Origin of the sequence: Ruegeria atlantica (assembly GCF_947495585.1) — a bacterium.
GTDB lineage: Bacteria > Pseudomonadota > Alphaproteobacteria > Rhodobacterales > Rhodobacteraceae > Ruegeria > Ruegeria atlantica_G.
On sequence record NZ_CANLZK010000005.1, the window covers coordinates 86,615 to 98,513 of the forward strand.

The window sequence follows — 11,899 nt, forward strand, 5'->3', positions numbered from 1 at the left end:
TTTGGTCGGGCATGATCCCCCTAAATACACGAGGACACCCATGCGTAAGTTTCTAGTCATTCTGGATGACAGCCGTGAATGCCTTAACGCGATGCGTTTCGCTGCAATGCGTGCAGCCCATACCGGTGGAGGGGTAACGATCCTGTCCGTCATCCCACCCGATGAGTTCAATCACTGGATCGGTGTTGCCGAAACCATGCGCGAAGAGGCACGCGAACGCATTCATGCGCATTACGAAGTTTTCGCCAAATGGATGCGCGACAAACAAGGGATCGACCCCGAACTATCCATTCGCGAAGGCGACCCTGTCCCTCAGATCATCGAACATGTCCAGTCAGACCCGGACATCGGCGTTCTGGTCCTGGGGGCTGGCATCGAAAAGAAAGGGCCTGGCCCTTTGGTAACGCAGCTGACTAAAAACTCGGGCAGCTTGCCGATTCCGATCACAATTGTGCCCGGCGACCTTAGCAAGGAAAAGCTGGAAGCCATCACCTGAGGCCACCCAATGCAACGCCGCATCCAGTTCTGGTTCGAATTCGCATCGACCTACTCCTACCTCAGCGCCATGCGAATCGAACAGGCTGCGGCACAGCATGACGTCGTCGTAGAATGGCATCCCTTTCTTCTGGGGCCCATTTTCGCGGCGCAGGGCTGGAACAATTCCCCGTTTAACATCTACCCGGCCAAGGGACGTTATATGTGGCGCGATATGGAGCGTTTGACGGCGCAACGCGGCCTTTCCTTCCGGCAGCCGGACCCGTTTCCGCAAAACGGCCTGAAGGCTGCGCGCCTCACGCTGTCTATTGAAGATCAGTCCCACAGGGCGCGTTTCGTTCGGGCGGTCTATACAGCGGAGTTTGCACGGGGTCAGAACGTGTCGGACGATGCGGTTCTGGTTGATTGCCTGAAATCCACCGGTTTGCCTGACGACCTTTTGGACAGAACCCAAGACCCCGAGATCAAGTCAGATCTGATCGAGCAGACCAAAACCGCTCAGGCCAAGGGGCTGTTTGGCGCGCCGAGTTTTCTGGTCGGTGACGAACTATACTGGGGTGACGATCGGTTGGATGATGCAATCCGGTTGGCAGTCAACATTTAGAATCGTTCCAAATCTTGACTTATCCGGCTCGGACCCGCATATCAGATGCAACTGAAACGGAGCCGTGACATGTTCATCCAGACCGAATCCACGCCGAACCCTGCAACCTTGAAGTTTCTGCCCGGCCAGACCGTGCTGGAAGCGGGCACTGCGGATTTCCCATCGGCTGAAGCCGGTGAAAAATCACCTTTGGCGAAACGGATTTTTGCGGTTAGCGGAGTAACGGGTGTATTCCTCGGCAATGACTTCGTGACCGTCACCAAGTCCGATGACGTCCAATGGGATCACATCAAACCCGCGATTCTGGGTGCGGTGATGGAGCATTATCAATCCGGCCAACCGGTCATCGGAGCTGGTGAAACAGCTGCATCGGGCCATGCAGAACACACCGGCGAAGATGCCGAAGTCGTTAACCAAATCAAAGACTTGCTGGATAGCCGTGTCCGTCCAGCGGTTGCTCAGGATGGCGGTGACATCACGTTCCACGGGTTTGACCGGGGCGTTGTCTACCTGCACATGCAGGGTGCTTGCGCGGGTTGCCCGTCTTCGACCCTGACGTTGAAGATGGGTATTGAAAACCTGCTGCGCCACTACATCCCCGAAGTGACCGAGGTTCGCCCTGTTGCCGTCTGACCCCATTATTTTGGCGTTTGATACATCGGCCGCGCATTGCGCGGCCGCTTTGTTGTGCGGCAACCGGATCGTGACTTCGCGCATCGAAGCCATGTCACGCGGTCAAGCCGAACGTCTTATGCCGTTGCTGGAAGAGGTTCTGGCAGATGCCGGATATGGGTGGAAAGACCTGTCCGCGATTGGTGTCGGCGTTGGACCCGGAAACTTTACCGGCATCCGAATCTCGGTTTCTGCGGCGCGCGGCCTAGCCCTGGGGCTTGGCGTTCCAGCGGTAGGCGTGTCCGGGTTCGACGCATTGGCCGATATGTCTATGGACGCCCTGCCCGCGATCCGCGCCCCACGTGATCAGGTTTACGTGGCGTTGCCGGACCAAAGTCCGATGCTTATGCCTCAAATTGAGGCAGAATCACTTGGCCCTCTAATCCTGAATGACGACGCCGAAGCACAAGTTCGCGCTATTGCCCGGATCGCCGGGCAAAAGTGGCAGACCAACACCGCGCAGCCAGCTCCACTCTATGTTCGGCCTGCGGATGCGGCCCCTTCCAAAGACACCCCCCCGGTTTTGCTGGACTGATGACTCCCGAGGATCTTGCCAGAACACACGCGGCGGCATTTACCCGGTCACGGTCGTGGGCTGCGGTCGAATTTGCGGATCTTCTGAACAATCGGTTCATACATATCGTTGGAAATACTCAATCTTTTTCGCTGTTCCAGGTGATCGGCGATGAGGCTGAATTGCTGACAATCGCCACGCATCCGGACGTTCAGCGGCAGGGCCTGGCCCGAGCGTGCATGCAAGAGTGGCATTCCAAAGCAAAGGCTTTGGGCGCGACGCGCGCTTTCCTGGACGTCGCTGCGGATAACCTGCCCGCCATCGCGCTGTATGAACACAGCGGTTATCGCGCCTGTGGTTTGCGCAAGGGGTATTATCTGCGCGAAAACAATCAGAAAACCGATGCTATCGTGATGGAATCCGCGCTGGATTGACCGCTTAAGACATATTTTTTCGACCAAATGGTCAAAAATCTGTTGACCACGGCGGTTGCAAACGTCCTTAATTCCCGCCATCACAACAGTTATGCTCGCTCACAGTGGGTGAACGGGGCTATCTTCGCCCCGACCGATAATAACAAACGGGAGTATAAAATGACCCTGATGAAATCCTTGATGGGTGCCACCGCCGCAGTCGCACTTACGGCTGGCGCTGCGCTGGCAGATCCTGCCCTGATCTTTGATCTCGGCGGCAAGTTCGACAAATCGTTTAACGAAGCCGCCCACAATGGCGCGTCGCGTTGGGCCGAAGAAACAGGCGGCACCTACAACGAGATCGAAATCCAGTCCGAAGCACAGCGCGAGCAAGCTCTGCGCCGTTTCGCTGAATCCGGCTCAAACCCAATCATCACGATGGGATTTGGCATGGCTGATCCGCTGTCCGCCGTGGCTGCTGACTACCCGGACACCAAATTTGTTGCAGTTGATGTCAACTGGTTGGACATCCCCAACATCCGTCAAATCGGTTTTGCCGAGCATGAAGGATCATATCTGGTCGGCATGATGGCCGCGATGGCATCGGAATCCGGCACCGTCGGCTTTATCGGTGGCATGGATATCCCGCTGATCCGCCACTTTGGCTGCGGTTATGCGCAGGGTGCCAAGGCGGTAAACCCTGACATCAATGTTGTTGCCAACATGACCGGCACCACCCCGGCAGCATGGAACGACCCGGTGAAGGGTTCGGAACTAACCAAAGCACAAATCAGCCAGGGCGCTGATGTGATCTATGCGGCCGCTGGCGGCACCGGTGTTGGCGTACTGCAGACCGCGGCAGACGAAGGCATCCTGTCGATCGGCGTGGACAGCAACCAGAACCACCTGCACCCGGGTAAGGTTCTGACCTCGATGCTGAAACGCGTTGATGTTGCCGTTTATGACGCGATGTCAGCGGGCGAAGGCCTGGAAACCGGCGTGTTCCAGATGGGTCTGGCCGAAGAAGGTGTTGGCGTCGCCATGGATGACAACAACGCACCTCTGGTCTCGGACGAGATGAAAGGCGCAGTCGACAAAGCGCGGCAGGACATCATCGACGGTAACGTCTCTGTTGTCAGCTACTATGAGAACGACAGCTGCCCGGCACTGCAGTTCTGATATCGCGCAAGGCGGGGGTACAACCTCCGCCTTGCCCCCCGACTCTGCCGCGTATGACACCGCGGCCCTTTCGGCAATTGAGGACAAGACATGACCGTCCCCGCCATTGAGCTCAAAGGGATATCCAAAGCCTTTGGGCCGGTTCAGGCCAACAAAGACATCTCCATCAGCGTCGCCCCCGGCACGATCCATGGGATCATCGGTGAAAACGGTGCGGGCAAGTCCACGCTGATGAGCATCCTGTACGGCTTTTACAAAGCCGATAAAGGTGAAATCTGGATTAACGGCAAAAAGACCGACATCCCTGACAGCCAGGCGGCCATTGCTGCCGGGATCGGGATGGTATTCCAGCATTTCAAACTGGTTGAGAATTTCACCGTTCTGGAAAACATCGTTCTCGGTGCCGAGGATGGCGGGCTGCTGGCCCCGTCCTTGACCAAAGCGCGCAAAGAACTGAAAGCGCTGGAAGAGGAATACGAGCTGTTCGTTGATCCCAATAAGCGCATCGACGAGATTGGCGTCGGAATGCAGCAAAGGGTTGAGATCCTGAAGGCCCTGTACCGCAAGGCCGAAATTCTGATTCTGGACGAACCCACCGGGGTTCTGACCCCGTCCGAGGCTGACCAGCTTTTCCGCATCCTTGACCGCCTGCGGGCCGAAGGGAAGACGATCATCGTGATCACGCACAAGCTGCGCGAAATCATGGAAAACACCGATACGGTTTCGGTCATGCGTCGCGGTCAGATGACGGCGACGGTGAAAACAGCCGACACAAGCCCCGAGGAACTGGCCGAACTGATGGTGGGCCGCAAAGTGCTGCTGCAGGTCGACAAAGTGCCTGCGCAACCCGGAAAGCCCGTTCTGGAAATTGAAAAGCTCAGCGTTTTCGATTCGGCCGGGGTCGAACGGGTCAAGGGTATCGACCTGACCGTTCGGGCCGGTGAGATCGTCGGTATCGCTGGCGTGGCCGGAAATGGCCAATCGGAACTTCTGGAAGTTTTGGGTGGAATGCGTCCGGGTCAGGGTTCGATCAAACTGAACGGTGCCCCGCTGGCGCTTAGCGGTCCGGGATCGGACGGTCAGGCCCGTCGCGCCCAGCATATTGCGCATGTTCCCGAGGACCGCCAGCGCGAAGGTCTTGTGATGGACTTCCACGCTTGGGAAAATGTGGCCTTTGGCTATCACCGTGATCCTGCCTATCAGAGCGGGATATTCATGAACAACGCCGCTCTGCGCGCCGATACCGAGCGCAAGATCGAGAAATTCGACGTCCGGCCTCCTGATGCGTGGCTTACAGCCAAAAGCTTCTCGGGCGGGAATCAACAAAAGATTGTTGTCGCGCGCGAAATTGAACGGAACCCGGATCTTCTATTGGTCGGGCAACCAACGCGCGGCGTCGACATCGGCGCGATCGAGTTCATTCACAAGCAGATCGTTGCGCTACGCGATCAGGGTAAGGCAATCTTGCTGGTCTCGGTCGAGTTGGAAGAGATCTTCTCGCTATCGGATCGCATCGCTGTGATGTTTGACGGACATGTCATGGGCGAAAGACTGCCCCATGAAACAGATGAAAAAGAACTTGGCCTGTTGATGGCCGGCGTTGCGGGAGAGGCCGCGTAACATGGAAAAGATGCCCAAATGGGCCGATGTGGTGCTGATCCCGCTGATCAGTCTGATATTGGCCGCAATCTTGTCCGCCTTGGTCATTCTGGCCATCGGTGAAAACCCGATCGAAGCGGTGAAACTGATGGTGACCGGTGCGCTCGGGTCGACCTACGGTTGGGGGTATACGCTGTATTATGCCACCAACTTTATGTTCACAGGGTTGGCTGTGGCCGTCGCCTTCCACGCCCGGCTGTTCAACATCGGGGGCGAAGGTCAGGCTATGCTGGGCGGGCTGGGCGTTGCCATGGTATGCCTTTACATCCCTTGGCCGCATTGGAGCGTTGCGCTATTGGCGGCTTGCGCAGGTTCGATGCTGTTTGGCGCCGCATGGGCCGCCATACCGGCCTATCTACAAGCCAAGCGTGGCAGTCACATCGTAATCACAACGATCATGTTTAACTTTATTGCGGCGGCATTCCTGAACTACGTGTTGGTCAATCTTATGCGACCACCGGGCGCGCAAGACCCCTCATCTGCGCGTTTCCCCGAGGCCGTTCACCTGCCCACATTTCAGTCGATGTTCTCAACCGCCGAAAACGTGGTGTTTAAAGGGACCCCTGTTAATATCACGTTCTTCATTGCGGTTTTGGCCTGTTTTGTCGTCTGGGCACTGATCTGGCGGACACGACTGGGCTATGAAATCCGGTCCTACGGAAAGACCGAAACCGGCGCTGTCTATGCAGGCATTTCACCGGTGCGGATCACGATCATTGCGATGCTGATTTCGGGCGCGTTGGCGGGGCTGATGGCCATCAACAACGTGATGGGCGAGGCCGAACGCCTGGTTTTGAACGCAACTGAAGGCGCGGGATTCATCGGCATCGCGGTGGCGCTGATGGGCCGGTCGCACCCGTTTGGTGTATTCCTGGCGGCGATCCTGTTCGGGTTTCTCTATCAGGGCGGTGCAGAATTGGCTTTCTGGACGTCGATCCCACGCGAACTGATCGTAGTCATTCAGGCCCTGGTGATCCTGTTCACCGGAGCATTGGACAATATGGTCCGGATGCCGCTTGAAAAGCTGTTCCTGAGCCTGCGGAAGGGAGCGCAGTGATGGAGTTCTTCATTACCTTCATCCAGGTCCTGGACTCGACCATCCGCCTGGCCACACCGCTATTGCTGGCCTGTCTGGCTGGTCTCTACTCCGAGCGTGCGGGCATTTTCGATATCGGTCTAGAAGGCAAGATGCTAATGGCCGCCTTCTTCTCTGCAGCCGTCGCGGCCGTGACCGGATCGGTCTGGTTGGGGCTGCTGGCGGGGATCGCCTCTTCTCTTGTTCTTTCCGGACTTCACGGTTTGGCCTCGATCACCTTCCGAGGCAACCAGTTGATATCCGGGGTCGCAATCAACTTCCTTGCGGCAGGTATGACGGTCCTTGTCGCGCAAAGCTGGTTCGAACAGGGCGGGCGCACGCCCTCGCTGTTTGGTGGCGGTCGTTTCACACCCATCAATTTCCCATTTGCCGAATCACTGAGCGGGGTGCCGATCATCGGGCCGATCTATTCTGAACTGCTCTCGGGCCATTCGATCCTGGTTTATGTCGCGTTCCTGATGGTGCCTACAACGTGGTGGATTCTGTATCGCACACGGTTCGGGTTGCGCCTGCGCGCTGTTGGTGAAAACCCCGCTGCCGTCGACACGGCCGGTGTCTCGGTCGTTGGCTTACGCTATGCCGCTGTTGCCATCTGTGGAGTGCTGTGCGGCATCGCCGGGGCCTATCTGGCCACTGCGCTGCAGGCCGGCTTCGTCAAGGACATGACCGCAGGCCGTGGGTTTATCGCGCTGGCTGCACTGATCTTTGCGAAATGGCGACCGTGGCATGCAATGGGCGCCTGCCTGTTATTCGGTTTATTGCAGGCCATCGCGCTGCGGTTCCAGAACATCGATCTGGGCGGCGTGGTCATCCCTGTGCAGGCGATGGACGCCCTGCCTTACGTCCTTACCGTGGTCATTCTGGCCGGGTTTGTCGGCAAGGCGGTTCCGCCGCGCGCCGGTGGTGAGCCTTACGTGAAAGAGCGCTGATAAGTCCAGTTTCGGACTCAGTTCAGTCCTGTTCGCTGCAGAGCGGCATGCGCAGTTGATTTTGCATGCCGCAACCGTTCTAAAGGGGTATGCATGTGTCGCCAATCATACCCCACGACTCGGAATCCACCCGGACCGTGTATTTGGGAACGCATGAACGCCTCAGCACTGAGGAAAACCAGACATTTAGCCGTATCAGGCTGCTGGCATGACGCCCAGCGATCCGACTTCCGCCATGTGGCCACGGGGCACTGCCGCCGCGCGTCGCATTAAACCGACACCACTTTGCCTTGAGGCGGCCCTGATCACTCTCTGTGACCCGCCTACCCTCATCCAGTAGCTCGATATGCAAATTTACCTTCCTATCGCCGAAGTTTCTGTCAACGCCTTCCTTCTATTGGGGCTTGGGGGGATGGTCGGCATTCTTTCGGGCATGTTCGGTGTCGGCGGCGGTTTCCTGATGACGCCCCTGCTGTTCTTCATCGGCATTCCGCCCGCCGTTGCAGTTGCAACCGAGGCCAACCAGATTGTTGCCTCTTCATTCTCTGGGGTTCTGGCGCATTTTCGACGAAAAACAGTCGACCTAAGAATGGGGACCGTCCTATTGATGGGCGGCTTAACGGGTGCCGCACTTGGGGTGGTGATATTCAACTACCTCAAAAGCCTCGGGCAGGTCGATCTGCTTGTGACGTTGTGCTACGTCGTGTTCCTTGGCGTCGTGGGCGGTTTGATGTTCATCGAAAGCTTGAACGCCCTCCGTAAATCCAAGAAAGGCGTGTCCGCACCCCCCAAGCGTCGCCAACGCGGCTGGGTGCATGCGATGCCGTTTAAAATGCGGTTCCGGACTTCGGGCCTGTATATCTCGGTCATTCCGCCTGCGCTGGTTGGCCTGTTCGTTGGCGTTCTGTCGGCCATTATGGGCGTCGGCGGCGGGTTCATCATGGTACCTGCGATGATCTACCTATTGGGAATGCCCACCAAGGTCGTGGTCGGAACATCCCTGTTCCAGATCATCTTTGTCACCGCCTTTACGACCATGCTGCATGCTACCACCAACTTTACAGTTGATGTCGTTCTCGCCGTATTGCTTCTGGTTGGCGGCGTCATCGGCGCACAGATCGGCACGGTGATCGGCGCCCGCATGCCTGCCGAGCAGTTGCGCGTGTTGCTCGCAGCCCTTGTTCTTGTGGTTTGTGGAAAACTGGCGCTGGATCTGCTGCTTGAACCATCCGAGCTCTATTCACTTGGCACCGGCGGAGGGCACTGATCATGCTGAAACGCTTGCTTGTTGCGCTGGCTCTTTGCGCCAGCCCCGCCTTGGCTGTTGATGAGGAGGTCGTTCTGGGCCTCAGCCAGGATCGCGTGGCCATCACCGCCAATTTCGACGGGTCTGAGATCCTGGTCTTTGGCGCGGTCAAACGCGAGGCTCCCATTCCGTCAGGACCACCGCTGGAAGTGATTGTCGCAGTGTCCGGCCCATCCAGTCCTGTCACAGTTCGGCGTAAAGAGCGCAAGCTTGGAATCTGGGTCAATACTGACAGTGTCCTCGTAGACGAAGCCCCCAGCTTTTATGCGGTTGCGACCAGCGCGCCCTTGAATGAGATTCTGTCGGATACCGAAGACCTGCGGTACAGCGTATCAATCGAACGTGCCATCCGGTCTGTTGGAGCTGCGATGAACATCCGCGGCGCGCAGGAATTCGCGGACGCTGTTATTCGTATCCGCGAGCACGAAAGTCTGTATTCCATTCGCGAAGACACAGTGGCCGTTGATGAACAAACCCTGTTCCGTACCTCAATCGAAATGCCAGCGGACTTGACGGAAGGCGACTATGTTGCGCGCATCTTCCTAACCCGCGGCGGCCAGGTTGTTTCACAATTTGAAACCACCATCGACGTGCGCAAAGTGGGGTTGGAGCGGTTTTTGTACAACATGTCCCGTCAGCAACCGGTCTGGTACGGCTTGATGTCTTTGGTCATTGCCATAGCGGCGGGTTGGGGTGCGTCAACCGCGTTCCGCCTATTGCGCGAGTAACTGACCGTTACCCGCGTCCGATGTAGGGCATCGTCGTGGCCATCACGGTCATGAACTGCACGTTTGCCTCAAGCGGCAGGTTTGCCATGTGCAAGACGGACCGCGCTGCATCTTCGACGGCCATTGTTGGGTCGGGCTGCTGCCCGTCGGCAATGGCCGCCTCGACCAGGCCCTGCACCATCTGTGTTCGCGCATTGCCGATATCGATCTGCCCACAAGCGATATTGAAGCCCCGCCCATCCAAAGACAGGCTGCGGGTCAGGCCCGTTATGGCGTGTTTTGTCGCCGAGTAATGCACCGAGTTGGGGCGCGGCACATGGGCGGCAATTGAGCCGTTATTGATGATGCGCCCGCCTTGCGGCGGTTGGTGGCGCATGATCCGAAAAGCTTCGCGGGCACACAGGAACATGCCGTTCAGGTTGACGGCGACGCTTTGGTACCAATCGTCCAACGCGATCTCGTCAATCGTTCCCCCCGGCGCGAAAATTCCCGCGTTGTTGAACAGAACATCCAAATGGCCCGCCTTACCCTGAAACTCTCCAAAGGCGGCCTCGACCGCTTGTGCATCGGTGACATCCGCGACCAGTGGAATTGCGTTTGCGTGCTCTGCAGCCATTTGGTTCAGCCTGTCAGCACTGCGCGCCAATAGACCAACCGTCCATCCTTGGGCCAGAAACAATTCAGCCGTGGCGCGCCCTATGCCAGAACTTGCGCCGGTCACAATAATGGATGTCATGTCTCTTCTGCCTCCAATGTCAGCGAGGCCGCAGGGACAGCGCGCAGGTCGTCCACACGCAGCGGATAGGTCGGCTTGGCAAGCCGGTTGCGCACGACCCAGATCAGCCTTTCCTGCGCGCGTGTGATAGCCACATAGGCCAGACGTTTCCACAGCGGCTGTCCAGCTTCAGTACGGCCCATACGGGCAGCGGCATAGATATCCGGAGCAAACACTTGAACAGTGTTCCACTGCGACCCTTGCGCCTTGTGAATGGTGACCGCTGCACCGTGAAGAAAGGCGGCGCCCATGCGGGCGGCAAAGGGAATAAACGGCTCTTCCTCGTCTGGTTTTTCAATCTTGACGATAGATGCAGCGCTGACCTGAGGGTCTTCGGCACCCATTACGTGCAACCTGGAAAAGCCCGGTTTGCGGCCAGGACCCAGATAGATGACCTGAGCGCCCTTGATCAGGCCACGCGCCTCAAGATCCAGCCGTTTCTTGCGATGTTTAAGGGGCAGTTCAATACCGTCGCAGATAAGCGGTTCACCTTCCAACAATTCGGTATCCGGCGCGCCGTGAACATTCCGAAAAGCCTGAATTAGCCGAATGCGGGTTGCATTGCGCCAGACCAGAACGGGACTGCGGGCCATCAGATCGACCTCGACCCGCTGCCCCCAAACCACACGGTCGTCCTGACGGGCGGTCTGCTCGACCATGCGCTCAAAATCTTCGAACCCCATCTGTGGGTCCGACAGCGCATGGGCAAGGTCCAATATCGGGTTGTCCGCATCCTGTCGGTGAACCCGGTGAAGGATCTGTTTGCGCGGTTCGGGTAACGCTTCGAACACCATGCTGCCCGACTGATTGACCGGCGCCAATTGTGCCGGGTCACCAAACAGCAGAAGTGTTGGGAAGATTTCTTGCAAGTCTTCGAATTGCCGGTCATCCAGCATCGAGGCTTCGTCCACAAACCCGATGTCCAACGGCTCGTCCCGGCGCTTCCAGCCGGTGATAAAATCGGAGCCCCGTAACCCTGCCGCGGCCAGAGCGCCCGGGATGGACTTGTTGTTCTGGTAAAACGCCGCTGCGCGATCCAGCGCCTCGTCGGTCAGACCCTCGATTTCGGGACGTTCGTCATTGCCTGCCAGCCATTCGGCGATGCGCTCGTATTCCGGATCGTAGACGGGTGTATAAAGGATGCGGTGGATCGTGGTGGCTGGCACCCCGCGCAGACGCAATACGCTGGCCGCTTTGTTCGTCGGGGCCAAGATCGCCAGACTGCGTTTTTCACGGGCTTTGCGGCTCTCGAAGTCGCCGGACACAATCTGAACGCCGGTGTCCGCAATGGCTTTGTAAAGCTCGGCCAGCAGCAGGGTTTTTCCGGACCCCGCCTTGCCAATCACGGCCATCACACCGGACTTACCCGATCCCGGAAGCTTCAGCAGCGCGTCATCGTCAAGGTCAACACCTGCCGATTTCAGCATCTCAGAGATGCTGTCATACGCGGCGGCCTGGTCGTCAGAGTAAGTCACAGAGGGCAAAGACATGGCGCGACCCTACAAGCCCGCGCCAGCTATCACCAGATG

General features: G+C 57.8%; 13 protein-coding genes. 11 read left to right on the forward strand and 2 right to left on the reverse strand.

The window, feature by feature from the left end:
- Positions 1-40 precede the first annotated feature (40 nt).
- The 11 genes from QMP16_RS11195 (at position 41) to QMP16_RS11245 (ending at position 9,595) form a co-directional block, all read left to right on the forward strand.
- A complete protein-coding gene (locus QMP16_RS11195) occupies positions 41-496 on the forward strand; it encodes a universal stress protein (protein ID WP_058273504.1) in 456 nt (151 codons plus the stop codon).
- A 9-nt stretch (positions 497-505) separates the two neighbouring features.
- The gene (locus QMP16_RS11200) at positions 506-1,099 is read left to right on the forward strand and encodes a 2-hydroxychromene-2-carboxylate isomerase (protein WP_282152451.1); all 594 of its coding nucleotides are present in this window, start codon (positions 506-508) and stop codon (positions 1,097-1,099) included.
- 69 nt (positions 1,100-1,168) lie between these two features.
- Entirely contained in the window at positions 1,169-1,732 is a 564-nt protein-coding gene (locus QMP16_RS11205) for a NifU family protein (RefSeq protein WP_058273506.1), read from the forward strand.
- Complete coding sequence (tsaB, locus tag QMP16_RS11210; protein ID WP_282152452.1) at positions 1,722-2,306, forward strand: tRNA (adenosine(37)-N6)-threonylcarbamoyltransferase complex dimerization subunit type 1 TsaB; 585 nt, start codon at positions 1,722-1,724, stop codon at positions 2,304-2,306. Before QMP16_RS11205 ends, tsaB begins: the two co-directional genes overlap by 11 nt.
- A complete protein-coding gene (locus QMP16_RS11215; RefSeq protein WP_282152453.1) occupies positions 2,306-2,719 on the forward strand; it encodes a GNAT family N-acetyltransferase in 414 nt (137 codons plus the stop codon). The genes tsaB and QMP16_RS11215 overlap by 1 nt, the downstream gene beginning before the upstream one ends.
- Positions 2,720-2,878: 159 nt before the next feature.
- Complete coding sequence (locus tag QMP16_RS11220) at positions 2,879-3,877, forward strand: BMP family lipoprotein (RefSeq protein ID WP_282152454.1); 999 nt, start codon at positions 2,879-2,881, stop codon at positions 3,875-3,877.
- Between the two features lie 90 nt (positions 3,878-3,967).
- Positions 3,968-5,497, forward strand: a complete 1,530-nt coding sequence (locus QMP16_RS11225) for an ABC transporter ATP-binding protein (protein ID WP_282152455.1) — start codon at positions 3,968-3,970, stop codon at positions 5,495-5,497.
- A 1-nt stretch (position 5,498) separates the two neighbouring features.
- Complete coding sequence (locus tag QMP16_RS11230) at positions 5,499-6,593, forward strand: ABC transporter permease (RefSeq protein WP_282152456.1); 1,095 nt, start codon at positions 5,499-5,501, stop codon at positions 6,591-6,593.
- A complete protein-coding gene (locus QMP16_RS11235) occupies positions 6,593-7,561 on the forward strand; it encodes an ABC transporter permease (protein ID WP_282152457.1) in 969 nt (322 codons plus the stop codon). Before QMP16_RS11230 ends, QMP16_RS11235 begins: the two co-directional genes overlap by 1 nt.
- Before the next feature lie 346 nt (positions 7,562-7,907).
- Positions 7,908-8,828, forward strand: a complete 921-nt coding sequence (locus QMP16_RS11240) for a sulfite exporter TauE/SafE family protein (protein ID WP_058273512.1) — start codon at positions 7,908-7,910, stop codon at positions 8,826-8,828.
- 2 nt (positions 8,829-8,830) lie between these two features.
- On the forward strand, positions 8,831-9,595 hold the full coding sequence (locus QMP16_RS11245) for a TIGR02186 family protein (RefSeq protein WP_058278770.1): 765 nt from the start codon (positions 8,831-8,833) through the stop codon (positions 9,593-9,595).
- A gap of 7 nt (positions 9,596-9,602) precedes the next feature.
- Here QMP16_RS11245 and QMP16_RS11250 read toward each other — a convergent pair whose 3' ends face one another.
- A complete protein-coding gene (locus QMP16_RS11250; RefSeq protein WP_282152458.1) occupies positions 9,603-10,331 on the reverse strand; it encodes an SDR family oxidoreductase in 729 nt (242 codons plus the stop codon).
- Complete coding sequence (locus QMP16_RS11255; protein WP_282152459.1) at positions 10,328-11,860, reverse strand: ATP-dependent DNA helicase; 1,533 nt, start codon at positions 11,858-11,860, stop codon at positions 10,328-10,330. Before QMP16_RS11255 ends, QMP16_RS11250 begins: the two co-directional genes overlap by 4 nt.
- Positions 11,861-11,899: the final 39 nt, after the last annotated feature.

Bases quoted from the DNA above. Each gene is read 5' to 3' on its own strand.
- QMP16_RS11195 (WP_058273504.1), top strand. From the start codon at position 41: ATGCGTAAGTTTCTAGTCATTCTGGATGACAGCCGTGAATGCCTTAAC.
- QMP16_RS11200 (WP_282152451.1), top strand. From the start codon at position 506: ATGCAACGCCGCATCCAGTTCTGGTTCGAATTCGCATCGACCTACTCC.
- QMP16_RS11205 (WP_058273506.1), top strand. From the start codon at position 1,169: ATGTTCATCCAGACCGAATCCACGCCGAACCCTGCAACCTTGAAGTTT.
- QMP16_RS11215 (WP_282152453.1), top strand. From the start codon at position 2,306: ATGACTCCCGAGGATCTTGCCAGAACACACGCGGCGGCATTTACCCGG.
- QMP16_RS11220 (WP_282152454.1), top strand. From the start codon at position 2,879: ATGACCCTGATGAAATCCTTGATGGGTGCCACCGCCGCAGTCGCACTT.
- QMP16_RS11225 (WP_282152455.1), top strand. From the start codon at position 3,968: ATGACCGTCCCCGCCATTGAGCTCAAAGGGATATCCAAAGCCTTTGGG.
- QMP16_RS11230 (WP_282152456.1), top strand. From the start codon at position 5,499: ATGGAAAAGATGCCCAAATGGGCCGATGTGGTGCTGATCCCGCTGATC.
- QMP16_RS11235 (WP_282152457.1), top strand. From the start codon at position 6,593: ATGGAGTTCTTCATTACCTTCATCCAGGTCCTGGACTCGACCATCCGC.
- QMP16_RS11240 (WP_058273512.1), top strand. From the start codon at position 7,908: ATGCAAATTTACCTTCCTATCGCCGAAGTTTCTGTCAACGCCTTCCTT.
- QMP16_RS11245 (WP_058278770.1), top strand. From the start codon at position 8,831: ATGCTGAAACGCTTGCTTGTTGCGCTGGCTCTTTGCGCCAGCCCCGCC.
- QMP16_RS11250 (WP_282152458.1), bottom strand. From the start codon at position 10,331: ATGACATCCATTATTGTGACCGGCGCAAGTTCTGGCATAGGGCGCGCC.
- QMP16_RS11255 (WP_282152459.1), bottom strand. From the start codon at position 11,860: ATGTCTTTGCCCTCTGTGACTTACTCTGACGACCAGGCCGCCGCGTAT.